This window comes from Paenibacillus sp. CFBP13512, assembly GCF_005233705.1.
GTDB lineage: Bacteria > Bacillota > Bacilli > Paenibacillales > Paenibacillaceae > Saccharibacillus > Saccharibacillus nuruki.
In genome coordinates, this window is record NZ_QGAD01000006.1 from 102,893 (window position 1) to 127,853 (window position 24,961).

At 40.7% G+C, this 24,961-nt stretch carries 23 protein-coding genes; 3 read left to right on the forward strand and 20 right to left on the reverse strand.

Annotated features, from left to right (window positions below):
• Positions 1-61: 61 nt before the first annotated feature.
• Positions 62-1,798, forward strand: a complete 1,737-nt coding sequence (locus PaeCFBP13512_RS10865) for an ABC transporter ATP-binding protein (protein ID WP_137223024.1) — start codon at positions 62-64, stop codon at positions 1,796-1,798.
• Positions 1,791-3,599, forward strand: coding sequence for an ABC transporter ATP-binding protein (locus tag PaeCFBP13512_RS10870; RefSeq protein WP_137223026.1), 1,809 nt, complete (start codon positions 1,791-1,793; stop codon positions 3,597-3,599). Before PaeCFBP13512_RS10865 ends, PaeCFBP13512_RS10870 begins: the two co-directional genes overlap by 8 nt.
• Positions 3,600-3,696: 97 nt before the next feature.
• On the opposite strand, the gene PaeCFBP13512_RS10875 is transcribed toward PaeCFBP13512_RS10870, so the two are convergent.
• The 16 genes from PaeCFBP13512_RS10875 to PaeCFBP13512_RS10950 form a co-directional block, all read right to left on the reverse strand.
• The gene (locus PaeCFBP13512_RS10875) at positions 3,697-4,167 is read right to left on the reverse strand and encodes a DMT family transporter (protein WP_137223249.1); all 471 of its coding nucleotides are present in this window, start codon (positions 4,165-4,167) and stop codon (positions 3,697-3,699) included.
• 27 nt (positions 4,168-4,194) lie between these two features.
• On the reverse strand, positions 4,195-4,896 hold the full coding sequence (locus tag PaeCFBP13512_RS10880; RefSeq protein ID WP_137223251.1) for a Crp/Fnr family transcriptional regulator: 702 nt from the start codon (positions 4,894-4,896) through the stop codon (positions 4,195-4,197).
• A gap of 22 nt (positions 4,897-4,918) precedes the next feature.
• Positions 4,919-5,344, reverse strand: a complete 426-nt coding sequence (locus PaeCFBP13512_RS10885; RefSeq protein WP_069327748.1) for a DMT family transporter — start codon at positions 5,342-5,344, stop codon at positions 4,919-4,921.
• A 140-nt stretch (positions 5,345-5,484) separates the two neighbouring features.
• On the reverse strand, positions 5,485-7,281 hold the full coding sequence (locus PaeCFBP13512_RS10890; protein ID WP_069327747.1) for a DEAD/DEAH box helicase: 1,797 nt from the start codon (positions 7,279-7,281) through the stop codon (positions 5,485-5,487).
• Positions 7,282-7,454: 173 nt separating this feature from the next.
• Positions 7,455-8,996, reverse strand: coding sequence for a SulP family inorganic anion transporter (locus tag PaeCFBP13512_RS10895; RefSeq protein ID WP_137223028.1), 1,542 nt, complete (start codon positions 8,994-8,996; stop codon positions 7,455-7,457).
• 339 nt (positions 8,997-9,335) lie between these two features.
• Positions 9,336-11,006, reverse strand: a complete 1,671-nt coding sequence (locus PaeCFBP13512_RS10900) for an ABC1 kinase family protein (protein WP_069327745.1) — start codon at positions 11,004-11,006, stop codon at positions 9,336-9,338.
• Between the two features lies 1 nt (position 11,007).
• The gene (locus PaeCFBP13512_RS10905) at positions 11,008-11,328 is read right to left on the reverse strand and encodes a phasin family protein (RefSeq protein WP_069327744.1); all 321 of its coding nucleotides are present in this window, start codon (positions 11,326-11,328) and stop codon (positions 11,008-11,010) included.
• A 238-nt stretch (positions 11,329-11,566) separates the two neighbouring features.
• On the reverse strand, positions 11,567-12,241 hold the full coding sequence (locus PaeCFBP13512_RS10910) for a ThuA domain-containing protein (protein ID WP_161594253.1): 675 nt from the start codon (positions 12,239-12,241) through the stop codon (positions 11,567-11,569).
• Between the two features lie 174 nt (positions 12,242-12,415).
• The gene (locus tag PaeCFBP13512_RS10915) at positions 12,416-13,171 is read right to left on the reverse strand and encodes an NAD-dependent epimerase/dehydratase family protein (protein ID WP_137223032.1); all 756 of its coding nucleotides are present in this window, start codon (positions 13,169-13,171) and stop codon (positions 12,416-12,418) included.
• Positions 13,172-13,231: 60 nt separating this feature from the next.
• Positions 13,232-14,404 (reverse strand): TerD family protein, encoded by a 1,173-nt coding sequence (locus PaeCFBP13512_RS10920; protein ID WP_137223034.1) that lies wholly within the window; start codon positions 14,402-14,404, stop codon positions 13,232-13,234.
• A 142-nt stretch (positions 14,405-14,546) separates the two neighbouring features.
• A complete protein-coding gene (locus tag PaeCFBP13512_RS10925; RefSeq protein ID WP_137223036.1) occupies positions 14,547-14,876 on the reverse strand; it encodes a hypothetical protein in 330 nt (109 codons plus the stop codon).
• A 14-nt stretch (positions 14,877-14,890) separates the two neighbouring features.
• On the reverse strand, positions 14,891-15,592 hold the full coding sequence (locus tag PaeCFBP13512_RS10930) for a pirin family protein (RefSeq protein ID WP_069327739.1): 702 nt from the start codon (positions 15,590-15,592) through the stop codon (positions 14,891-14,893).
• A gap of 164 nt (positions 15,593-15,756) precedes the next feature.
• The gene (locus PaeCFBP13512_RS10935) at positions 15,757-17,745 is read right to left on the reverse strand and encodes a methyl-accepting chemotaxis protein (protein ID WP_161594254.1); all 1,989 of its coding nucleotides are present in this window, start codon (positions 17,743-17,745) and stop codon (positions 15,757-15,759) included.
• A gap of 199 nt (positions 17,746-17,944) precedes the next feature.
• A complete protein-coding gene (locus PaeCFBP13512_RS10940) occupies positions 17,945-18,361 on the reverse strand; it encodes a DoxX family protein (RefSeq protein ID WP_193555951.1) in 417 nt (138 codons plus the stop codon).
• A gap of 80 nt (positions 18,362-18,441) precedes the next feature.
• Positions 18,442-19,320: a M56 family metallopeptidase gene (locus PaeCFBP13512_RS10945; protein ID WP_137223040.1), complete on the reverse strand. Its 879-nt coding sequence runs from the start codon at positions 19,318-19,320 to the stop codon at positions 18,442-18,444.
• Positions 19,302-19,718, reverse strand: a complete 417-nt coding sequence (locus tag PaeCFBP13512_RS10950; protein ID WP_137223042.1) for a BlaI/MecI/CopY family transcriptional regulator — start codon at positions 19,716-19,718, stop codon at positions 19,302-19,304. The genes PaeCFBP13512_RS10945 and PaeCFBP13512_RS10950 overlap by 19 nt, the downstream gene beginning before the upstream one ends.
• Positions 19,719-20,037: 319 nt before the next feature.
• On the opposite strand from PaeCFBP13512_RS10950, the gene PaeCFBP13512_RS10955 reads away from it, so the two are divergent.
• Positions 20,038-20,670: a hypothetical protein gene (locus tag PaeCFBP13512_RS10955; RefSeq protein ID WP_137223044.1), complete on the forward strand. Its 633-nt coding sequence runs from the start codon at positions 20,038-20,040 to the stop codon at positions 20,668-20,670.
• Between the two features lie 155 nt (positions 20,671-20,825).
• Here the strand turns inward: PaeCFBP13512_RS10955 and PaeCFBP13512_RS10960 are convergent, their stop codons facing one another.
• The 4 genes from PaeCFBP13512_RS10960 to PaeCFBP13512_RS10975 form a co-directional block, all read right to left on the reverse strand.
• Positions 20,826-21,290: a hypothetical protein gene (locus PaeCFBP13512_RS10960; protein WP_137223046.1), complete on the reverse strand. Its 465-nt coding sequence runs from the start codon at positions 21,288-21,290 to the stop codon at positions 20,826-20,828.
• 337 nt (positions 21,291-21,627) lie between these two features.
• Positions 21,628-23,100 carry a catalase gene (locus tag PaeCFBP13512_RS10965; RefSeq protein ID WP_137223048.1) on the reverse strand — a complete coding sequence of 491 codons (1,473 nt, stop codon included), beginning with the start codon at positions 23,098-23,100 and terminating at the stop codon, positions 21,628-21,630.
• 150 nt (positions 23,101-23,250) lie between these two features.
• Positions 23,251-24,075, reverse strand: a complete 825-nt coding sequence (locus tag PaeCFBP13512_RS10970; protein WP_137223050.1) for a winged helix-turn-helix transcriptional regulator — start codon at positions 24,073-24,075, stop codon at positions 23,251-23,253.
• Complete coding sequence (locus tag PaeCFBP13512_RS10975; RefSeq protein WP_069327730.1) at positions 24,051-24,446, reverse strand: Fur family transcriptional regulator; 396 nt, start codon at positions 24,444-24,446, stop codon at positions 24,051-24,053. The genes PaeCFBP13512_RS10970 and PaeCFBP13512_RS10975 overlap by 25 nt, the downstream gene beginning before the upstream one ends.
• Positions 24,447-24,961: the final 515 nt, after the last annotated feature.

Consider the following 24,961-nt stretch of genomic DNA (forward strand, 5'->3'; position numbering starts at 1 on the left):
TACGTTAACATAAACATATGTGTGTTTGACGGTTACATATTTCAGGATAGAAGGTGTATAGATGATTCCTTTGTTAAAATATTTGAAGCCTTATCGTACTGCTGCATTACTTGCTCCCTTGTTAATGTTGGTCGAAGTATTGATGGACTTGATGCAACCCAAGTTAGTAGCAAGTATTGTCGATCAAGGGATTATGACAGGCGATCTAGGGCATATTCAGCGTACAGGCTTGCTGATGATCGGTCTGGCTCTGATCGGTATGCTGGGCGGAATTGGCTGTACGATTTATGCCAGTATTGCTTCACAACATTTTGGTGCAGATATTCGTGCTGATTTGTTTCAGCACATTCAGCGCTTTTCTTTTCATAATCTGGATCGTTTTTCCTCAGGTTCATTGATCACTAGATTAACGAATGATGTGGTTCAATTGCAAAATCTAGTATTGATGGCTTTGCGTATGTTGGTACGTTCTCCTCTATTATCTATCGGCAGTTTGATTATGGCATTTACAATTAGTTTTAAATTAGCAATTATTTTGTTGATTGCTATGCCTATTTTGTTAGTCACCTTAATCTTTATTATGCGTAAAGCATTTCCTATTTTTGGACGTGTTCAAGCCGAATTAGATCGTGTTAATACCGTTACACAAGAAAATTTAGCCGGTATTCGAGTGATCAAAGCTTTTGTACGAGCTATCCATGAAAATAAACGGTACGATGCAGTCAATCAAGATTATACGAATATAGCGATTAAAGCGAATCGGATGGTTGCTCTGATTGGCCCCATTATGATGTTAATTATGGATATCTGTATTGTTGCTGTGCTGTGGTTCGGTGGCGGACTAACCAAAACTGGTGCTTTGCCTGTAGGGGATCTGATCGCTTTTATCAACTATGCTACACAAGTGTTGATGTCTCTTATGATGGTAAGTATGACACTGATGTCTGTTTCTCGTGCAACCGCTTCAGCAGAACGAATTAATGAAGTGTTACATACAGAACCCGATATTACGGCTCCTGCTCAGACCGTCACTCCTGATCCTCAGCAAGTAGGACGATTAGAATTTCGTGATGTTTCTTTTGCTTATGATGGTGATTCGCCTGCGGTATTAGATCAGATTAGCTTTGTGGCAACAGCAGGACAGACGATTGCGATTCTAGGAGCTACGGGTGCAGGCAAGTCCAGTCTGGTTCATTTGATTCCACGTATGTATGATGTGACGAATGGAGCGGTATTGGTAGATGATGTTAATGTAAGGCAATGGGACCTGGATCAACTACGGAGTTCCATTGGAATCGTGTTGCAACAAGCATTACTATTTAGCGGTAGTATCCGTGATAATATCCGTTATGGTCGACCGAATGCTTCGCAAGAAGAAGTAGAGTCTGCTGCTAGAGCAGCGCAAGCTCATGAATTTATAGAAAAACTACCTGAAGGATATGACACTTTATTGGGGCAACGAGGGGTCAATCTATCAGGTGGTCAAAAACAACGCTTATCTATTGCACGCGCACTGTTGATTCAGCCGCCTCTACTGATTATGGATGATAGCACCAGTGCAGTTGATCTGCGAACAGAAGCATTGATTCAAAAAGCACTTGAAGAACGGTTATCAGCAAGTACGCGATTTATTATCGCTCAGCGTATCACTTCCGTTTTAGATGCTGATCTGATCTTAATTATGGAAGATGGCCAAATTATTGACCGTGGAGATCATGCTTATTTGATCAAAAATAGTCAGGCTTATCAGGAAATCTATCGTTCGCAATTAGGACAGGAGGTCGAATCTCATGGGTAATCCAATGATGCCGGGTCGAGCCGGACGATCGAATAGCGCTCCTGTCAAAGCTAAAAATGCTAAAAGTACTGTACGCCGTCTTTGGGATTATTTACGTCAACAGCGCAAAGGTCTAATCCTTGTTTTTATACTCACTTTACTTGGAACAGCATTCAATCTGATCACTCCTTATCTGCTGGGAACGATAGCTTTTGACCGATACATTTTACCGGGTAATTATGCAGGATTGGCTATGCTCTGTGTATGGTTATTCATTCTCTATGTCGTCGCCAGTCTAACAAGCTGGATACAAGCTTATGTAATGACCGCTGTTTCTCAGCAGACTGTATTTCAGATCAGACGCGATTTATTCAAACATCTGCATGACTTGCCGCTACGCTTTTTCGATACACATAGCAGTGGGGATCTGATGAGTCGTTCAACCAACGATATTGAAAATGTAACGACGACGCTGAATCAAAGTGTTGTACAGATTATGACCAGTGCTCTTACACTTGTCGGTACGCTGATTATTATGGTATGGCTTAATATTTGGTTAACACTGGTCACTTTAATCACAGTACCGATTATGTTCTGGCTGACCCGTATAATTACTAAGCGGACACGACGTTATTTTGGAGCTCAGCAAACAGAATTAGGCGGACTCAATGGATATATTGAAGAAACAATATCCGGTCAAAAAGTGGTCAAAGCCTATGTCCAAGAAGCTCGCAGTCTGACTGAATTTAAAGAGATTAATCATCGACTGCTTCATGCCAGTATTCGTGCACAGAGCTGGTCTGGTAATATGGGCCCAGTGATGAACTTGGTCAACAATATCAGTTATGCGTTGATCGCTTTGTCTGGTGGATGGTTATTTTTGCAAGGCATGACCAGTGTGGGTGTGATTGTTAGTTTTCTTAGTTATTCCAAGCAATTCAGTCGTCCGATCAATGAACTGGCTAATCAATTCAACCTACTGCAATCCGCTATTGCTGGAGCAGAGCGTGTTTTTGAAGTGTTAGATGAGCGACCTGAAAGTACAGAAGATGAGAAAACAGCCGTACATCAACTACCTGCTAATGTTCATGGAGAAGTGATTTTTGATCATGTTCAATTTAGCTACAAAGCAGGTTCGCCGATTTTGCGTGATGTCTCCTTAACAGCCAAGCCCGGGCAGACAATCGCTTTGGTGGGACCTACAGGAGCAGGCAAAACAACGATTATCAATCTGCTCACCCGTTTCTATGAAATTGATAGCGGGACGATTACGATCGATGGCGAAGATATTCGTTTACTGGATAAAGAAAATTTGCGTAGTCGGATCGGAATTGTTTTACAGGATGCTTATTTATTTTCCGGTACAGTACGTGACAATATTCGGTACGGTCGATTGGAAGCCACCGATCAGGAGATCGAAGAAGCAGCGAAGCTAGCCAATGCTCATTCATTTATTCACAAATTACCTGAAGGTTATGATTCGCCACTTTCTGCCGATGGAAGCAATCTAAGTCAAGGACAACGTCAATTGCTAACAATAGCTCGTGCAATTCTTGCTAATCCGTCTGTTCTTATTCTGGATGAAGCTACAAGTAGTGTCGATACACGTACAGAAATGCATATTCAGACCGCGATGAAACAGTTAATGCACGGACGTACCAGCTTTGTTATCGCTCATCGACTGAGCACCATACGTGAAGCCGATCAGATTCTAGTGATCCAGAGCGGCGAAGTCGTTGAGCGTGGCACCCATGATGAGTTACTTCAAGCAGGCGGATTCTATCATGATCTGTATCAAAGTCAATTCAATCGTGTCGTGTAGTGGAGAAAGTAATACATTCTCTCATAGCTAAATAATATAAAAAAAGCTTTTTGATTAGAGTCATATGCTCTAGTCAAAAAGCTTTTTTATGTATGAACTATTCAGCCACTGGTGATTCTGACTTTATTTCTTTACGTCCACCGAATTTGAATACCAGTATACCGCCAATAATGACAAGCACACCAATCAATTTAGCTGGCGTAAACGGAATCTTTTCTAAGCCTAACCAGCCTAGTGAATCCCACAATAAGGCTGTACCGAGTTGTGCTGTCAGTACGATTGAGATTGCATATGTTGGACCTAATCGTCTCATTCCTTGTACCAGACAGAAGACAACACCTACTCCGATCATTCCACTGAACCAATACCACAACTGCACATGCTGAAGTGTAAATGTATTTTTCCCTTCAAAAATAAGACTGGCTAGCAGCGATGCAACAAATCCCATAAACAATACCAACATGGTCGTTGTCCAAGAACCGGTCTGCTCATTGACTTTGTTGTTAAACACCGTCTGCATACTAACCAAAGCGCCTGCTATAGCCGCCAAAAGTATACCGAATAAAATCATATGTCCTCTCCTAACGTCTCTCTATTATTCATAAATATTATGTCCTGCTAATGCTTCTAAGCCTGCCCGATTCTGAATGACCAAATACTCTGATGTTCGCTTCACCAGACCATCACTACCTAATTTCTGAATAACACGGTTCAAATGCCGATAACTGGTGCCGATCAGGTTGGCTACATCAACTAAACTGGATATACGCAATTCTTCATAACAATCTGCTGGATCTTCATCACACGCTACAGATAACATGTAACTGGCTAAGCGAATCTCTACCGGATACATGAGATTGAAGCATGAATAATTAGAACTGCTATAAAATTTACGAGTCATCATCTGTAGCAAAAATTGTAGTAAAGGGACATGATCACTGCCATACTGAACTAACCATTTGCGATGAATACGTAGAAAATGTACCGATGATACAGCTTCAACAGTATTAATCACTTTATCATTGCCATTGATATATTCCACGTCACCTATAAATTCAAGCGGTGTTTTGAAGCAAAGAATCAATGTTTTACCTTCTTGAGACGTGGTATAAATTTTGATCTTTCCGTGAACCAATATATCCAGATGTTCAATATCATCACCTTGCGTACACAAAATATCGCCTTGTTCCAAATGGAAAACGGTTAGATATGGGAATAAGATTTGAGGAAAATGGGCACCCAAATCATGCAATTTCCAATAATACTCAACCTGCGCTTGATCCTGAATATCATGTATCGTCATGGATTCACCTTTTGGATTAGAATTTCAAAATAATCACACCTGCAATCATCATCGCAAGCCCTATAAATTGTGGCATTTTCATCTTCTGCTTCACTACGCCAAACCAACCATTGATATCAATAATAAAAGTTAAACATAATTGAGCAATCAATAATGCTGAGATCGTAAGCGTGACCCCGATCTGTTGAATGGCTGTTACTTCGGTAAAAATAATAATCGCTGCAAATCCGCCACCTGCTAGATATAACGGCTTCACCTTTTTAAAATCTCCAAGCTTACCATCTCGTACAAATACCCAGATTAATGCCGCTATAATAAATCCGGTTAATTGAGTAATAGTGGCTGCTTGCCATGTGCCGATATCTTGACTAATCCTTGTATTCGCTACCCCTTGTAACGTGATACAAGCCCCACCTAATAAAGCAAACAAAATCCCTTTCATCGCTGCGTGTTCTCCTTATCTTTTAGACATTTCTTGTTCTTTCTATTAAAAACGATCTCTACATAATAGATAAAGGACATATGTCCTAAGCCTTCTCATAAAAAATCCCCTTTAGATTCAAAGGGGATAAAATATAGTTATTAACGTTTTCCACCACGACGTGCGTTATCTGACGGACGACCGGAAGAAGAAGGACGACCACCACTAGATGGTTTACCCGAAGACGGACGGTTGTTGCGTCCACCGGAACTGCTGTTGTTTTTACCGCCATAGGTACGTTCTCCACGAGCACTACCTGTGCCTTCGCTACGGCGACCACCAGCGTTGCTGTTACTTCCAGCTCCACCGTATTCACGTGTACGATCTGAATCACCTGACGAAATCGTACGACCTTTGGAAGCATCTCTACGGAAAGAAGGAGCATCGTCTGTGCGACGTGTTGGTCTTGGAGCAGAACCGCTACCTGAGCGAGCTTGATCCTTACGACCATAACTGCGTTCTGGACGTTCGCTACGAGCACTTGCTTCTTTAGCTTCCGGACGAGCAGTTGTACGTACAGAAGGTGTAGATTCTTTACGTTCTCCACGCTTACCTGTACCGCCTCTACTTGCAAAACGATCACGCTCTGAAGTCGAAGAAGGTTTTCCGCGACCACCCGAGCGTCCACCAGAAGATTCTTCACGGTAAGCACCACGACGTGCATCTCCACGTTTGCCATCTTTTTTACGATCTTGATCACGAGATTTATGAGTAGCTCGTCTGCCTGCTTTGGCTTCTACGTTCGACAACAATTCACCAGAATCATCGGATTCGATCGAAGTACGAGCAATCTGACGCTCTAATTTCTGCGAAGTTCCTTGTTCGATCGCTTGCAATTCGTCACGATCATGAGGAGTTACAAATGTGATTGCTTTACCGGTTTCGCCTGCACGACCTGTACGTCCGATACGGTGAATATAGTATTCAGCGTCTTGAGGAATATCATAGTTGAATACATGGGTAATCCCTTCAACATCAATACCACGAGCGGCTACATCGGTAGCAACCAATAATTGCAATTTCGCTTCACGGAAAGCACGCATTACTTGCTCACGTTTATTTTGAGACAAATCGCCATGAAGTTCATCTGAAGAATAACCCAATTCTTTAAGCTGTTGATTCAGTTCTGCTGCCCGTTTTTTGGTACGACAGAAAATTACAGCCAGATAAGGTTTTTCTTGTTCCAAATATTCACGCAATGCAGAAAGTTTACCACGAGGTGTACATTCTACTACTAATTGACGAATCAATTTCAACGGAACACTTTCAGCAGGACCGACACGAATATCTTTCGGTGTACGCATATATTGCGCAGACAGACGACGAATACCATCAGGAATCGTTGCCGAAAATAACATCGTTTGACGTGCTGGAGAAGTGGCATTGATCATTTTTTCAACATCAGGTAAAAATCCCATGTGTAGCATTTGATCCGCTTCATCGAGTACCAATGTACGAATCTTCGTTAGATCCAGTGTGCCTCTACCCATATGGTCAAGCAGACGACCTGGCGTACCGACAACAAGGTGACATCCACCTTCAAGCTTACGCAACTGACGTTCTACATCTTGTCCACCATAAGCAGCAAGAATACGTACACCTTCATAAGCCGCAGCTAATTTGTTCGCTTCTGTAGCAATCTGTAGAGCCAACTCACGGGTTGGTGCTATGATAAGCGCTTGAGGTGCACCGACTGCATTCAAGTTTAACTTTTCAAAAATCGGTAGCAAAAATGCTAACGTTTTACCTGTACCTGTTTTGGCTTGAACGATAGCGTCTCCGCCTTTAAGCAATCCCGGAATCGACATCTGCTGTACTTCGGTAGGCTGTGTGATTCCATTGGAAGCCATTAGCTCTACGACATTCGGCGAGATGCCGAACTCATTAAAATTTTTCAACTCTATTCACCCATTCTTGTGATCTATATTCAGCAGCATTTCAAAAAATGCTCTCGTAAAAAGAAGCACCGGTAGATACCGATGCTTACATCTATAACGTCATTTAAAAGTCCGTAGTATGCCATTTTGGATAAACTGCTCTAGCGTCAATATACCGCTTATTTCTAGTTACGTCAATGTCCTGAAGACAATGCAGTCGTTCCTAATTTTTCAAGTAAGAGACGACTTTCTTCATTTAAGCCCCGAATATGCACTTCTTTATTCATAGCTTTATACTTTTCTTTGACTTTGGTAATCCCGATTACAGCCGAATGATCCCAAATATGCGAACGAGCAAAGTCGATCACAATCTGCTCTGGATCATCTAACGGTGCAAATTGATCTACAAAATAACTCATTGTCCCGAAAAACATCGGGCCACTCACTTCATAGACTTTCACCTGTTCACGTTGTTCTTGTACCGTTTCGATAGGTTCTATAGAAGAACGATGAGCATGATCCACTTTGTTCAATAGATCAGGATTAGAAGTGATATTGCCTGATTGCATCGTTGAAGTGATATGGATACGAGACATTTTCCATCCAAATAGTAAGGCACTCATGACAACACCTACGCCTACACCGATTGAAAGGTTGTCCGTAGCTACCACAATCGCTACCACTGTCACCATAATAATCGCTTCAGATAAAGGAATCTTATGGATCGTTACCAGAGAACGCCAGCTAAATGTACCGATGGATACCATCACCATCACACCTACAAGAGCACCCATTGGTACTTCACGTACAATATTCCCAAGGACTAATAATAAGAATAATAAAAACACACCGGCAGTTAATGTAGACAAACGTCCACGTCCGCCTGATTTAATATTAATTACCGATTGCCCGATCATTGCACATCCTGCCATTCCACCGAAAAATCCATTTACGATGTTGGCAATCCCTTGTCCACGAGCTTCACGATTTTTATCACTTTTGCTATCTGTCATTTCATCTAATATGGTTGCCGTCAATAACGATTCAAGCAGACCGACAAAAGCAAGTGAAATCGAATACGGTAAAATGGTTAACAACATATCTAGCGATATATCGATCATTGGTAAATGGAACACCGGCGGTTGGTTAGACAATTGCCCCATATCCCCTACCGTTCGCACATCTAGATGTAGAAAATACGTCAATAACGACATCACAATAATCGCTACGAGTGGTGCTGGCACAGCTTTGGTAAATCGTGGCAAAATATATACGATCGCAAGCGTTCCTACCACCATCGCATACATGATCCAGTTCGATCCGACAAACTGTGGCAATTGCGCCATAAAAATAACGATTGCCAGTGCATTTACAAACCCTGTCATCACCGATTGCGGGATAAACGTAATAAAGCGCCCGATCTTGAACCAACCGAGTAAGACTTGAAAAATACCTGCTAATATCGTGGCTGCGAATAAATATTCAACTCCATGGTCATGTACCAGATCAACGACCAGTACCGCCATGGCACCTGTAGCCGCTGAGATCATCCCACTGCGTCCACCTGCAATAGAGATTACTATGGCAATACAGATTGAAGCGTACAATCCGACCATCGGATCAACACCAGCTATAATCGAGAATCCGATCGCTTCGGGAATAAGAGCCAAGGCTACAGTAATACCGGCAAGAAGATCTCCACGGATATTACCAAACCATTGTTGTTGTAGATTCATGATCATCCTCTTTCCTTGTTTGGCACATAACGAATCTGTCCGGACGTTAACAAACTTTCCGAACGAATATCGAAGACAGTATTCATTATGATATTAAATGTAATACATAGATTGCTTTCCTCTCGCGGGAAAACAGGAGCCGTAGGTACAGATAGATTTTTATTATACAAAATTTTCTCTATAAAACCTACATCTTTTTTCGTCTATGTAAGCGCAAAAATCACCGCTATCCATCGTTATCGTTAGTATTTCTCTTTATCTTCTATTAATAAGCTAAAAATAAAAAAAGAATAAAACGCAAAAAGAACGACTCTTTAATAAAAAGAGTCGTTCTTTTTGCTAAAATCGACCTGATTTGAAAATAGCATAGAATAGCCATATAACCATCAGTGTAGCAATCACAAAACCAATCTCAACGACTGGGAAACCCCATAAAATCGGTGTCTGGTCTCGTAACGATGAACCGACGATAAGACCGACCATAATAATACTAAAAGCCAGCAAAACAATACTGAATGCCAGTCGATTACTGATTTGATCCATTTTTTGCATCATATCTTTGACTTCAGGCACACTCACTTCTATCCTCATCTTACCTGTACGGATCATGCGAGATAATTCAGAAGCTTGTCTTGGCAGATCGGTTAACATTTCTACTGCATGTAATGCCCCGTCAGTGATACGTTGGCGAACTTTGTTAGGTGCATATTTTTCTCGTAAAAGTTTGCGTCCAAAAGGCTCCGCCATACTCAAAATACTGAGCGATGGATCTAACCGCTCAATTACACCTTCCAGTGTAATCAGTGATTTACCCAACAACGTCAAATCTGGTGGAATTCCGATTCGATAACGGCGTACCACATCAAACATTTCATTTAATGCACTACCTAGATTAATACGGGAAAAAGGAACATCATAATACTGCTCTCGCATACGTTCAAAATCGCTACGTAGTGCAGACATATTCACATCTTCCGGTACAAAACCGAGTCGCATCACCGCACGAATCATACTGTCTGTATTTTTACGTAGCAAAGCAATAATTAATGCGGTCAGATGACCTTTCATTTCACTGCTAAGTCGTCCCATCAGTCCAAAATCAAGAAAAGCAATCCGTCCATCACGCAAAGCCAGTAGATTCCCAGGATGCGGATCGGCATGGAAAAAACCATCGATAAAAATCTGTTGCAACATCGAATCGACCAGATGTTGCGCCACATTTCCCAAGTCTAATCCTTGCTCTAAAATCTCTTCTCGCTTACCCAAAGCAATCCCATCGATATATTCCATCGTCAATACACGAGCAGACGTATAATTCCAGTACGTGACTGGAATATGGATATTGCGATCCCGTTCAAACTGACTGGCGATACGCTCCATATTACGTCCTTCAACACTGTAATCCAGTTCTTCACGCATCGATTTGGCAAATTCTTCAACGATTTCTTCCAGTTGATATTGTGAAGCCCATTCCATATGCTTTTTGATCAATCCTGTCAGATCACGCAAAATCTCCAAATCTCGATTAACGACTCGTGATACGCCGGGACGCTGTACTTTGATCGCTACTTTTTCTCCTGAATGTAAAGTGCCTAAATGCACCTGTCCAATAGAAGCAGCAGCTACAGGCACATCTTCAAACGACTCAAAGACTTCTTCGATCGGCAATCCCAATTCTAGCTCGATAATCTTACGTGCTTCTGTTGCAGGAAATGGAGGGACTTGTTCTTGTAACTTGGTTAATTCTTTAACAATATTTTCAGGCAATAGATCAGAACGTGTACTGGCTAATTGCCCTAGCTTTACAAAGGTGGGACCTAATTCTTCAAGCACCAGACGGATACGTTCTCCTAGCGTACGAATACCGTGTACTTCACGACGTGCCAGTCGAAGCGGAATCGCTAGCATCTGGTGTAGCCCTAATTCCTCGACCATATAACCAAAGCCATGACGCATGAGCGCCATGGCTATTTCTCTGTACCTTCCGGCATGCCGGATATGAAGAGCCATCTTATTCCGGTTGTTGCGGTGATTCCAGTTCGGCAACACGCTTCTCTAGAACCGTAATCCGCTCATTCAATTGTTCTGTTGTTTCTTTGGACGGTACTTCCAGTTCAGTCAGCACTTTCTGAACTTGTCCACGAATCCATGTTTTCACTTGGTTCTGTTCTTCTTCTCCACGATCCATTAACTTGTTCACTAATGCACGAGATTCAGAAGGAGCCAATTCTCCACGTTTCACCAAATCTTCTACTGTTTTTTCTACTTTTTCTTTGCTGACAATGGTAAGTCCCAGCCCTAAAGATACTGCTCGTTTGAATAAATCGCTCATTTTCATTCCTCCTGTTGTATACTTCCATCTATCTATGCTAAGTATCCTTTTACCTAACAGAAGCCCTGCACATTGCCATAGTCCGGTTACTTGTTCATTACCGACTCATGGCAACATGCCCATGTCTTGTCGATCTATTATAAGTATAACGTCTAAAAGCAGATATGCCTAATTTCTGTACATGCAAGATGATTCCCAAAGCGATCTATATCCTCTACGTATCTGTACATCATTTCTACTAATTTTCATTGTCCAGACCTGCGACCCAAAACATACTTTGCACTACGATTTTGCGATACTCGGGATAGTCGAACGAAGCTGCATGATGTCCTGGCATAAGATACACAACCCGTCCTAATCCGTAATTAGAACACCATGCGGCTGGCCATGTGGTACCTTCCAAATTATATTCCATTAATATTGTACGCTCTGCCGCAGATAACAATGAAAATTCATAAGGTTCTTCTTCCATCGAAAAAGAAAAAATTCCCTGCATAATCGGGTGACTTGGTGACGATACGCTCATATCCAGTGGCTGGTAATCGGTATGTCCACGATAAACAGCTCCCATAAGTAACTTTATTTCGTGACGCTGTTCTTGCATGGATACCCCTGCATGAATAATCAGCAATCCGCCTCCATTGACAATATATGAAATAATGCCGGCAGTATGCTTGTCACTCATCTTTTTGTCAAAAGAATCGGTATACGAAATGCACAGGTCATAAGCTTCTAGACGTTCCGCTGTAAACATATCATAGTCATCGGTTACATGTAATTCCCAGCCTTCAGGCATCAGCTTACGAATCTCTTTTTCAATCGGTTCCAGTGGATGATAAGGTGCATCTTGATGATAATCCCCAATTAAAATAGCTTGTTTGATGTAAGTTTTGCGATCCGGTTGTAATTTCATAAGACAAGTAATCTCCTTTACATAGAGTGTTGACCGAAAATTCCGCTCTCTATGTTCCATTACCCTTTTCTTGCAACAATTCGACAAATAGATAAGCTTTATTTCAAATTTTATTCATATAAGATATGAGAAGATAGAAGTCTATTAGCGATGATGGATAGAAAAAGTAGCTATTTATCTTGGACTGTCGTATAGCGAAATGTGACTAAGAGCAAAAGCATCCGATTTAGGCGTATAGCCTACTTTCTTTTTCGTATCTTCTAAATTGAGACGCTTAAATCGATTATCTGAAATCCCATGCAGAATCGTAAACGGTTCAAGATCCGTAGCTATAATCGATTTATAAAATAGATCACACATATCTGCCGGGCTGAGATATGCACTCATATCACGCGCTTCAAGTGTCGGCCCTTCTGCCTTAAAATCATCATAAGCTCCGATACGAATTGCAATACTCTGCAATCCCTCGGTATACGCAAAATATGATGCTAATGATTCGCCAAAACATTTGCTCACGCCATACAGATTACGTGGTCTTGTGGGTGTGTCAGGATAAATCTGCGCATCAATCGGATAGCCTTCGATCGTCTGTGCGCTACTTGCTAGAATCACTCGCTGTACCCCTTGATCTTTGGCAGCACGAAAGATATTAAATGTACCTTTGATATTGTTATCTAATAAAGATTCATAGAATCCTGAATCTGGCAAAGGATCACCTGCTAAGTGAATGACGGTATCTATTTCTTTGCAGGCTTGCTGGCAAGCTTCTGGATCGGCAACGTTGAGAGCGATAATCTCATGTTTGGTATGCTCATACGTCTGTAATCGATCGGTATGCAGATCCGCCAGACGCAGTTGGAATTTATCTTGTAAATAAGCGGTCAGTTCACTGCCAATCTTGCCAGCGGCTCCAGTGATAAGAATATTCATAAGTCAGCTCCGATTCTGTCTAAAGATAGTATTTTTTATAGATCAATGATCTGGATACTATTATTTATAATCTTCATTATCTTTAAATTCTTCTGGACCTGCATCCATTTTGAATGTGCCATCTTCATATAGCCACGGGCTTGCTTCTACCCCTCGACCGGAATATTGTTCTACATGACTAATACTGGTTGCATCATTAGCGGTAAAATCAATATGAGCAATCGCTACCCAATACGCATAATTATTCTTTTCATGAAGTGGAGAGGTGATGACTTGCCCTTGATTGTTATCTACAACTGCACGAACTTTCATTGATTTGAAGCTACCTGTGCCATTGCTTACAGCGCTATAGGCTGCAAATAACACATATTTCAAAGCATCCGGTCGATGAATCTGAATTGTTTCTTTGCCATGTGTTAACGCATCTCCATCAAGGGTGATGTACGGCGTTTCATGAGTCGAGCCTAGATTACGATAATATACTTTGCCTACCTGATTGGCTTGGGTGACATAAAAGCAATATAGATCCAGATCTTTTTTGGTTTCCCATTCTAATGTAGCTGTAATCGTCGGCGACTTTTGGATATTAATGCTTTCTTTCTTTTTCAGTTCGATCTTCATGAGTGATACAGGCGCAACCGTAACTGGTGGAGTCACTTCTGGAATAGGATCAGGTGTAGATACATCATCGTCTACGGATAGCCCAAAGTTCTGTACCAATGCTGATAATCCACCGTTAAATCCACTACTGATCGCATTAAATTTCCATTCGCCGTTATGTACATATACTTCGCCTACCACAATCGCTGTTTCACTACTTAATCCTTCGCCAAAAGCAAACGTGATCAATTCTTCGTTAGTCACTGGATCGTAAATACGACAGTTCACTTGTTGAACATGTTGAAAGGAATGATGATGATCGCCTTCTTCATGAATGGTTAATGTGATGGCAATTTTGGAGATGTCTGAAGGAACCAGACTCGGAGTAATTTGAATCATTTCACGATCTGGCGGACTTTGATCGGAATGAGTGACCGCATGTTGACGGCTACTTTGTTGATTATAGAAGATCATATCTTCATCTTGCGTACAGACTCCTGCTGAATTAAGTAGAAAAGCAGAAGCATTAATATCCAAATTAGCTTGAGCAGTTGTCCAATTAAGCCCAATCGCGATACTAGATAATTGGCGTCCTTTAGTAATATCAACTTTTTGTCCTTTAGTGATGTTCATGCTGTTTCCTCCCCGGGGTACAAATGATTAGGATAAACCCATTGAGACTGAATATACATACCAAAAAAACCTCAAAGTAACTATACAGAGCATAGCACAATGAGGTTATAAGAATCATTCCAAAATCAGGTTATATTTTATATTATTCTAAATACTCTGAAGGTAGATAAACAATTTCTGATGCGGCTTCGATGATTAATTGGTATTGATCTGCTTGATACTGCACACCTTGTTCTTTGACATAGTACCAGTGCTTGATCTGTGGAGCATCTTCAGGTAGTTCAAAGCGGAATAGATTTAGCTCATTTTGCAAAGTAAGAATATCTTGCACAATCTCTTCAGGCACATTCATAAGCGTCATACGGAAACCACCTGCTGGCAGATCGCTTAATTCATAAGTGAACGTGTGCTTATTATTATTTAACAATTCTCGACCTGTCACTGCATGCTTGACCATTACGGTTTCTTTCATCAGCTATATTCCTCCTAAGGCAAGTCGATCAGCAAGAAAAAGACAGGTTCTTCTGCTGTCATCTGTAAATGAGTTTCTTGTTCGATCCGCACAGCATCTCGCTTGGATAACAGATGTTCTTGATTCATCGTCAGACTGCCTTGAATCACAAATACATACGTACGGCGATCTGGATGCTGAACGAATGGAATCTCTTGCCCTTTTTCCAGACGACTGAGATAGATGGTCATATCTTGATGAATCGTCGCTTGATTCTCGCCACCCTGACGACTTACGATCGGTAACAATTGACCGTTTAACGAAGCTGGATTATACGATGAACTCATATACGAAGGCTTAAGACCACGTGCTTCTGGCTCAAACCATAACTGCAATAGATTACAATGCGTCTCATCTGAAGCATTATGCTCTGTATGAACAACACCAGTACCCGCAGACATCCGCTGAACACCGCCAAAAGAACTTACAGCTACATTCCCTATATTATCTTCATGGCGCAATTGTCCTTCCAAAATAATCGATACAATCTCCATATCACTATGCGGATGCGCACCGAATCCACGTGAAGGTGCAATCACATCATCGTTAAATACACGAAGAGGACCAAAGCTTACATTATTCGGATCTTGATATTCACTAAATGAAAAGCTATGACTTCCTTGTAGCCAACCTCGATCAAAACTAAAACGTTCTTCTGCCGGGTATCGTGTAAACATATCTATTCCTCCCTGAGTAGATGATCTGCTGTTCATTGGTTTATATCATTACTAAATTATTGTAACAAACTTACGAATATAATGTAAAATATAAAACAAGAAATAGCCGTTGTCACTTAATATGAGACAACGGCTATAGTATTGAAACATGTTTATCGCAATAGTTATACTTTAAAACGAGAAACCAATTGTTGTAACTGTTCTGCTAGACGCGTTAAATCGGTAGCCGCACTGGATACTTCTTGCATCGAAGCCAGTTGTTCTTCTGCTGCTGCTGAGATCGTCTCTGTATTGCTTGCTGCTTCTTCTGAAATACTAGCGATATCTTCAATCGATTCTACAACCGCATTCGCATCACTGTTCAAATGATCTGTTGTTCCGGTTACATCATTCATTTTGCGAGAAATGGCTTTGATCGCGCGATTAATTTTGGAGAATGAGCGTCCAGACGTATCAACTGCTAGAATCCCACCAGTTACATTTTCTTTCGCTTGATCCATAACTTCGATCGATTGTGCAACAATACCTTGCATGCCTGTAATCAGACTACCGATCCGTTCTGCGGATTCTCCTGATTCGGAAGCAAGCTTGCGAACTTCGTCAGCAACTACAGCGAACCCTTTACCATGTTCCCCTGCTCTAGCAGCTTCAATCGAAGCATTCAACGCTAACAAATTAGTCTGCTTGGCAATATTACGGATAAGATCGACAATACCACCAATTTCACTGGATTGAGTATTGAGACTGGTGATAATTTCAGCCAAACGATCGACGGTTAATTGAATTTCAAAAATTTGTTGCGTTACATTAATAACCGATTCATTTCCTTTAGCTGAAGCTGTTGCCGCATCGGTCATACTTTGGCTCACTTCTGCCACATGACCAGAAATTTCAGATACACGTTCTGACATACGATGAATAGCATCTGCTCCGATCTGTACGCCCGCTACTTGTCTTTCACTGCCTGTAGACACTTCTTGAATCGCCATCGTTACATGTTCTACAGAGCGACTGGTTTCTTCTGCACCTGCTGCAAGTTCTTCCGAAGCTGCGGATACATTATCTGTTGTATCTCTGACTTTTTCGATCATTTCACGCAGGCTGCTCACCATAATTGCAAAGTCATGCGCCAAATCACCAATCTCATTGTTTTTGCGATCATCTATTTGGATAGTCAGATCACCTTCACTAATTTGATGGGTGGTTTTGCGCAATGCAAGTAATGGCTTCATAATCATATTGATACAGAACGCCACAATGATCGCTGCAATCACAATTGCAATAATAATAATCAGGAATGCTTGATTACGAATCGGTTCGACCGCTGCATCAATTTCAGTGGTGTACATCGTACCTGCAATTTTCCAGTTGGTATCTTTGTTAGTAAGAAAGACCATTTTTTTCGGTTTATTTTCAAATGTATAGTTAATCGTACCGGTATCTTGAGCATACATTTTTTCTAAATATTCACCAGTTGCGGGATCACCGGGTACACCACTACGTGTCACAATATATTTTTTCTCGGCATCCAAAATAATCACATAACCTGCTGTACCTACATCAATATCCACTAATTTAGAAACATTTTGCAAATTTAATGTAATACCGACTACACCTGATTGATCTTTTAAACGATGAGCAATCAGCACAACAGGCAGATTATCTGCATTGAGCTTCACAGAAGTAATAATAGATTTGTCTGGAGAAGCTTCTGCCAACTGATACCAATCATTTTTTCGAGGATCATCGCCCGCTTTATTTTCTTTGGTTGCTCCATGAATAATTCTTCCATCTTCAGTACCCACAAAGATATCTGTTGCTTCTGGATGAAGCCCTAAATACTGAGTTAACTTGGGATTAAGAAGGGAGCTAGAACTTTCAGCTAGAAGCGATTTATCAAAAATACCTGATAAGTACTCCACATCGTTATACTTCGCCTGAATCGCATTGCTGATAAATAAATTAGCCATTTCTACACTTTGTGTCGCACTAGCATTTAGATTGTCTTGTGCTTCGACTTTGGCTTTGTTGTACATACTGATACCAATGACTAAGCTTGGACCCAATAAAATTAAAGCGAAAGCTAAAATTAATTGATTACGAATAGACCATCGAAAAGCAGGTAATTTAGCCAACTTTTTTCTTTTTTTCATGAACCCCACTCTTTCTATAAATGAATACAGATGATTCTGATGCCTGATGTTAATCATCTACAATTTGCTGGTACTGTATATATCGCCTAAACGATGTTAGTTTTTTAGGTAAAAAACAAAAAACCGACAATATCGTTATGATATTTGTCGGTTTTTGTTTGATTTATCTTTGGTTTCACACAAATATATTGTGCGTTACTTAGTTTTCGGCTAGTCGACTATTGTATTTATTTTTGAAAAGAAGACTATCCACAGATAATAATAGACTACCTGTAAATGCTAATTGAAGTGAGGTGAATAACAACAAATAATCAAATTCGGTACCCATCATAAACGGCTGTCCGGCTTTGGCTGTAAGCAATACGCCAACCATAATTACGGTTAAAGCAACACCTGCAATACGTGTTAGTAGACCCAGAATTAACAGTAGTCCACCTAGAATCTCAATAATCGCTACAACAGGAGCCAAAGCTCCAGGTAACCCTATACTTTGGAAAAATCCCATTGTACCGCCAATACCACCTTGAAATTTAGAAAATCCATGCAATAAAAAGATAACACCTGTTAATACACGAACAATAAACAGTCCTAATTCTACATTACGTTTAAGCAACATTATTATTCCTCCTTAGTATGAGTAAAATCTTCACTACATGGCGTAGTGTATTACTATAAAAATAGCCACTTATACAATCATTATAGAAGTGACCACAATAACAAAATACTGAGTGATATCAATATAACCACAGAAAATAGTACAGTTCCTATTGGCAAACGCAAAGATTTCTCTTGATCAGGTTCAACAATACGATGAATTCGGTAATTGAGTGATGTCTCGGCAAAAGAAGAATAGATCATCCGAAAAGGTTGAGGGGAATGGTATTGCTGACGGTGAACAAGCTTTAATAATGCACCGCCTAAGCCAACAGGTGTACCCAAATGATGAACAGCATAACTATCTGCTAGAATTTCACGCGATATTTTATAATGTAACGTAATATTTCTCAATACAGGCAAAAACCATAATGCAACAGCAAACTGCCCCAACAAAAAAGTCGTTAATGGATCACGATGTCGGTAGTGAAATAGCTCATGATGCGCAACAGCTTGTTGCTCTTGTTGATCCAACATGCGAAGTAATCCATCTGATAAAATAATACGACGCCGAAAAATTCCCATCGTTAACGCCAATGGTTGCGGACAGTGAATAATCACAAATAATTTGTTCGCAGGGCTGTAGACTTCATTATATTGTGCTGACTGCTCTTCATCTTGTAGCGACTGAAAATAACGATATGCTCGGTGCGATCCTAGCCATTGATCTAACCCGTAGCCGATATATAAGACAAATGTACAAAGAACAAGACCTCTGAGTACATGCGCTACTGAAAACCAACCTTGAGCTTCCATCCAACGGTTACAGATGCGTAGCAGATCAAAAGGAATATTCCAGCCAAATATCGCATGGAGCGCATAAATAAACATAAGCCCTATCGTAAATAAAGATAGCAATAGCCCGGTATGAAGCAATCTTCTTGAACGACGTTGCCAGTGATTTACGTTTCTTTTTTCCATTGTTTGATTTTATCCTCCAAGGCGCGAATAAGTTGAGGATCTACTTCCTCCAGCACATCTACCATATGATTTACGGCGAGTGACCCGAATTCTTCCATCAATTCATGCGTCAATTCCCTGGACTGATTGTTTAAAAATTGCTCTCGACTTTCAGAAGGCTCATAATGAAAACTTCGACTTTCTCCCGTTTTCGTTAAAGCTCCTTTTTCAACCAAGCGGTTCATCACCGTCATAATGGTATTAAAACTAAGTGGTTTGGTTGTCTGAAGTGAAGCTAGAACTTCTTTAATCGTCATGGGGTGATCCATATCCCATAGAATATTCATGACTTGAGCTTCCAGTGGACCGAAAAAGCGATCCATTCCTGTTGCGCCTACTTTAAAATTTTGTATTTTCATATCCTTATGCCACCTCACTACATATAGTAGTGTATCTCTGTAGCACGCGTCAAACGTCTACCTTTTAGAGTAGAATTGATTCTTTTTTCTGCATTTCCTCTATATAAGGATACATTATACAAATAATACCAGATTAATATCGTTTTGCGAAGCTATTTTTTTGGAAATCATGATCTTATCTATAGCCCTTCTGATAAGCCACTGTCATAAATACTCTTTATGTAAAGGTCATGTTATAATTGAACTGGAATAACAAGCAATAGCTGTATAGCCACAAGCGAGTAGATCTATAATCTATTTAGAAATGAGGGCATGATGAATGAAAAAAATATGGAGTCTATTCTTGACTGGAATGTTACTTGTCGTCATCGTAAGTGCTTGTAGTAACGCATCTGCACCCGCTAATCCTTCAACTGAGAGCACTCCGGAAACGAATAATACAACCGATACGACGAATACAGAACCGGCAACACCTGCGACAACAGATACAGAATCTTCAGATATGACCACTGAACCTACTTCGACGACTGATTCTTCCACTGAAGCAACCGAGCCTGCGACGGAAAGTAATGATACTACAACCAATTCAGGATCACTGACAGAAAAAGGACCAATTGCAGCAGATAGTGTAGAAAAACGTCCTACTTACTTACCGACAGACTTCCCGATTCCCGATGATGCGGTCATCTCCACATCTCATCAAGAAGAAAACAAAGGTAAAAAATCGGTTTTGCTTATCTTTACTACTAAAGGAAGCATGGAGACTCTGTCCCAAACGTACAAACAATATTTTGATGCCAAATCTCTTACTGATGCAACATCCACAATTGATGAGAAAAACCTTATCATTCAAGGAACCGATCCTAAAACTAAACAAGTCTGGTCGATTATTGGCGGCGCTAAAACAGGCAAAGATGTTGTAGAATTGACAGTAAGCTGGTCAGAGAACTAAGTAGATACGTATTTTAAGTATTTCAAATCAACATACGCTTATACAACAAAAAGATGTGACTTCGCTCAAAAAGGAAGTTACATCTTTTTATTATTTATACTATTCATTTGATTGTATTCATTCCTATCGTTTTCATTTCGATTGATCATCTATCTTTATTGATGTTTCATCACTTTCACCGTTACTTCTACTGTATCTTTGGAGGCAGTAGGTGCACCAGTTAATGACCATTGTTGAGCTGTAACCGGTTCTGTTCCTTGTACACTCAATTGTTGTTCATTTAACGTCTGAATCGCTTGATCCATATTCACAATACGGAAGTATTCATCATACGTTTTGGCAAGGGTCTCCATACTGCTTTTTGTATGAAAAACAAGCAAAATACTATGTTGTCCTTCAATATACGTTTGTTGGGACGTATCGATCACGGCATCATCGGGAATTGGGAAATCAGCAGGTAAAATGTCTGTGGTTGGTCGCTTGGTTAGAATATCAGGAGTCACAACAGTATAAGATCCATTTTCAGTGGCAGCAAATGCAGGTGCAACGAACGAACTGGACGTTCCGACAACAAAGATGAACAACACACCTATCATGCCAACGCTCCATGATTTTCTCATGACTCACATCTCCTTCAATCTTCTGGAATAGTAAGCACCCATCTGTTGATCTTCCTACACTGTATTCATACGAACAGACCCCTTTTGCCTTTCATCACCCCTTTTTTAGAGTATACAAAGGAGCGCACACATGAATTTGTAGCGCTCCTTCGTCATAACTGCGGTCAATAGTGACCTTATCCTACTAAGCTATCTTTTTTTGAGAACGATTAAGGTCTCTATTCACAGCTTATATATAAAAGCGTTCTGCTTCATTTCAACTAACGATACCCCTTTAATATAAAGCGGAACGCTGAATATCTCAAGTCAATCATTTGTCATCTGTTGCAAGTGATGATTACGATCTCATTTGCCCCATAAATTCACTGATATCAATGCCTAATCCTTGTGCTAGACGCATACCATATTCACGGTCAGCACGGATAAAGTTACAGATTGCCAGCAATTGAGTATCTTTTTTAACCTCTTTTAAATCATTAACCAAATTTTGCAATAAATTCTCTTTTTCTTGAGCAGTATATGAACGATATTGATCTCCTGCTTGAGCAAAATCATCGGTTTTGGCAATTTTCTGACGGGTCACATGTCCTTGTTCCAATTCTACTTCAGAATCACGGTAATGCGGATCTTCTGTAGGGCCATCGGTATAGCTGTTCGGCTCGTAGTTGTACGTAGATGTATCTTGCTTGATGTTCATTTGTCCATCTCGTTGCTGGTTACGAACAGGTGCATACGGACAGTTAATTGGAATTTGAAGATAATTGGTTCCTAGACGGTGACGTTGTGTATCTGGATAAGAGAACAGACGACCTTGAAGTAATTTATCTTCAGAAGGCTCAATCCCTGGAACCAAAGCACTTGGTGAAAAAGCAGATTGCTCGACTTCAGCGAAAAAGTTATCTGGATTGCGATTGAGTGTCATCGTTCCGACCGTATGCAAAGGAAATTGATCTTCAGGCCATACTTTCGTTGGATCTAGTGGATCAAATGCATAATTATCGATATCTTTGGGCTCAATAAATTGGACTTTCAATGTCCATTCCGGGAACTCGCCTTTTTCAATATGTTCAAACAGATCACGGGTGGCATGATTGAAGTCTTTACCTTGTTGCTTTTCAGCATCGTCAGCCGTGAAAGTACGTACACCTTGCGCTGTTTCCCATTTGTATTTAATATAAGTCACTTTACCCTCAGCATTAATCCATTTGAACGCATGAACACTGAATCCATCCATTTCACGATAATTCGCTGGTGTACCATGATCTGAAAATAACCATGTCATCATATGCGTCGATTCAGGCGTGAGTGTCATAAAGTCCCAATAACGTGCTGGTGTTTGTAAATTGGTCTGCGGATCAGGCTTGAGTGAGTGAACCATATCCGGGAATTTCATTGCATCACGGATAAAGAATACAGGCAAATGGTTACCTACAATATCGTAGTTGCCTTCTTTGGTATAAAATTTAACAGCAAATCCGCGCGGATCGCGTGCTGTTTCGGGTGAACCCACACCATGAATAACCGTTGAAAAGCGTACAAAAACAGGTGTTTCTGTGCCTACTTCTTGTAAAAATTCAGCTTTGGTGTATTCCTTCATACTTTGATCGACACGGAACACTCCATGAGCGCCTGCTCCACGAGCATGAACAACACGTTCTGGAATACGTTCACGGTCAAAGTGAGCGATTTTTTCTAGCAAATGATAATCTTCTAGTAAAGTAGGTCCTCGACGACCTGCGGTACGGGAATTCTGATTGTCCCCTACAGGTGCACCCTGGTTGGTCGTTAGACGGTGGTCGTTGTTTGTCATTGTTAGAAATCATCCTCTCATCATAAATGGTCATCAATCTAATTTATAATTAGACTCATTCCAAAAGATTAGATTCATTCTAACATCTACCCTTACCACCATTCATGAGTTACCTATGAGCCTTCGATGAAGAAATGATGAAGAGCTCCCTTAATCTGCCAATCGATAACCTACGCCACGCACAGTTTCTACATATTGCGGTGCAGAAGCATTATCACCGATTTTTTTACGTAGACTTTTTACATGAACATCAACAACATTACTACCACCAAAAAATTGAGTGCCCCAAATTTCGCTCATCAAATCTTCACGAGACAATACGCCGCCTTCGCTTTCGATCAGCATAAGTAATAGATCATACTCTGTTTTGGTAAGTTCAATACGCTGTTGTGCACGATGAACGGTCATTTTTTTGCGATCGATCCATAGGTCTTTGAAAACAGTACGATGTTCAGTATCCCCTGTTGCAGGTGCCGCTGGGCGATTGCTTCCCGCACGAATCACACGTTCTACATGATACAGTCCTTCTTGCGGACGTGCAGGCCAGACCAACAATTCTTCTTCTGCCCATTCGTTCAAATCCGTCGTTAACATATCTTCACGCACAAGGAACAATGTTGGTAAATGAGAATTTTTCTCACTAAACTGCAACTTAGCAGACTCAATATCTTGAGCACCTGATGAAGAAATCAGATCAAATATAAACAAATCAGCACTGATGGCGCCTGCACCATTACTTTCCCAACGGTGAAAAACCATAACATCAAAACAACTATCTGATAGTGTACGTGTTAATTCATGTACACGGCTTGGTGCTGGACTGATAATCACTACTCGTCTTGTAATCGGGCAAGAATGTGCGATAAGATCGGCTACATTACGCATATTACGTTCAGCTACAGACCAGTTCATTAATGTATCTGTTGTTCCTAAATGATAATCATTATCAATTATTTTCGTGATTTGTTTCGACATTCTGTGCACACTCCTCTAAATACGACATGAGCATGGTGTACATCATATCCTGTTTCTTCGGCTACGGCTGCATACCATTCTACAGGTGCGTCTGTCATCACTTCATCTACAGCTCCACAGTTTTCACATACGATGTGTTGGTGATCATCCATTTTGCCATCATAACGACTTGCGGCTTCACCTAATTTTAATTCGCGAATCAAATCTTTATCTGATAAATATCTTAAAGAGTTATATACCGTCCCATATGCAAAATTATGACCACGCTCTACTAACCGATTCATAACATCAGCAGCAGTCGGGTGATCCGCAGCTTCGCAGACGATTTCATATACAGCTTTGCGCTGTGTCGTCAAGTTGATTGTTTTCATTTGGATCATTCCCTTAATTTGATTTTAGAATAAGTATAAATCCATTTAAAATTATGGTCAATAGTTTTGCAGACAATTCTGAGAATCATTATCATAAATTGGGCGGATTTGAGGCTTAAAGAGGTGCATTTAGACGGTATTAGGTAAGTGACGCTACGGCAATCGTTATTCTTGTCGTCGCTGGTAGAACGGAATCCCTTGATGTACCGCTTTGCGGTGGGGATTACGTTCTAAAGGCGAACGCTCCGCTCTTTCAGAATAATGATTCCCTCCGCTGGCGTGGGATATCACGTTGGATATTGAAATGAATGTAGGGCAAAACCTTAAATCTTGGGTGGGAGGGGAGCAGGGTAGGAATTTTAAAGATGATATTAGTTTAAATTATCTTCATCACTCTTACCTCTTACCTCTTACCTCTTACCTCTTACCTCTTACCTCTTACCTCTTACCTCTTACCTCTTACCTCTTACTAATATTATCGGGTGAATATAGGAATATTTGAAATTATTTAATGG

Excerpts from the sequence above, each read along its gene's own strand:
- PaeCFBP13512_RS10865 (WP_137223024.1), top strand. The coding sequence starts at position 62 with ATGATTCCTTTGTTAAAATATTTGAAGCCTTATCGTACTGCTGCATTA.
- PaeCFBP13512_RS10870 (WP_137223026.1), top strand. The coding sequence starts at position 1,791 with ATGGGTAATCCAATGATGCCGGGTCGAGCCGGACGATCGAATAGCGCT.
- PaeCFBP13512_RS10885 (WP_069327748.1), bottom strand. The coding sequence starts at position 5,344 with ATGAAAGGGATTTTGTTTGCTTTATTAGGTGGGGCTTGTATCACGTTA.
- PaeCFBP13512_RS10895 (WP_137223028.1), bottom strand. The coding sequence starts at position 8,996 with ATGAATCTACAACAACAATGGTTTGGTAATATCCGTGGAGATCTTCTT.
- PaeCFBP13512_RS10900 (WP_069327745.1), bottom strand. The coding sequence starts at position 11,006 with ATGGCTCTTCATATCCGGCATGCCGGAAGGTACAGAGAAATAGCCATG.
- PaeCFBP13512_RS10905 (WP_069327744.1), bottom strand. The coding sequence starts at position 11,328 with ATGAGCGATTTATTCAAACGAGCAGTATCTTTAGGGCTGGGACTTACC.
- PaeCFBP13512_RS10910 (WP_161594253.1), bottom strand. The coding sequence starts at position 12,241 with ATGAAATTACAACCGGATCGCAAAACTTACATCAAACAAGCTATTTTA.
- PaeCFBP13512_RS10915 (WP_137223032.1), bottom strand. The coding sequence starts at position 13,171 with ATGAATATTCTTATCACTGGAGCCGCTGGCAAGATTGGCAGTGAACTG.
- PaeCFBP13512_RS10920 (WP_137223034.1), bottom strand. The coding sequence starts at position 14,404 with ATGAACATCACTAAAGGACAAAAAGTTGATATTACTAAAGGACGCCAA.
- PaeCFBP13512_RS10925 (WP_137223036.1), bottom strand. The coding sequence starts at position 14,876 with ATGAAAGAAACCGTAATGGTCAAGCATGCAGTGACAGGTCGAGAATTG.
- PaeCFBP13512_RS10930 (WP_069327739.1), bottom strand. The coding sequence starts at position 15,592 with ATGTTTACACGATACCCGGCAGAAGAACGTTTTAGTTTTGATCGAGGT.
- PaeCFBP13512_RS10935 (WP_161594254.1), bottom strand. The coding sequence starts at position 17,745 with ATGAAAAAAAGAAAAAAGTTGGCTAAATTACCTGCTTTTCGATGGTCT.
- PaeCFBP13512_RS10940 (WP_193555951.1), bottom strand. The coding sequence starts at position 18,361 with ATGTTGCTTAAACGTAATGTAGAATTAGGACTGTTTATTGTTCGTGTA.
- PaeCFBP13512_RS10945 (WP_137223040.1), bottom strand. The coding sequence starts at position 19,320 with ATGGAAAAAAGAAACGTAAATCACTGGCAACGTCGTTCAAGAAGATTG.
- PaeCFBP13512_RS10950 (WP_137223042.1), bottom strand. The coding sequence starts at position 19,718 with ATGAAAATACAAAATTTTAAAGTAGGCGCAACAGGAATGGATCGCTTT.
- PaeCFBP13512_RS10955 (WP_137223044.1), top strand. The coding sequence starts at position 20,038 with ATGAAAAAAATATGGAGTCTATTCTTGACTGGAATGTTACTTGTCGTC.
- PaeCFBP13512_RS10960 (WP_137223046.1), bottom strand. The coding sequence starts at position 21,290 with ATGAGAAAATCATGGAGCGTTGGCATGATAGGTGTGTTGTTCATCTTT.
- PaeCFBP13512_RS10965 (WP_137223048.1), bottom strand. The coding sequence starts at position 23,100 with ATGACAAACAACGACCACCGTCTAACGACCAACCAGGGTGCACCTGTA.
- PaeCFBP13512_RS10970 (WP_137223050.1), bottom strand. The coding sequence starts at position 24,075 with ATGTCGAAACAAATCACGAAAATAATTGATAATGATTATCATTTAGGA.
- PaeCFBP13512_RS10975 (WP_069327730.1), bottom strand. The coding sequence starts at position 24,446 with ATGAAAACAATCAACTTGACGACACAGCGCAAAGCTGTATATGAAATC.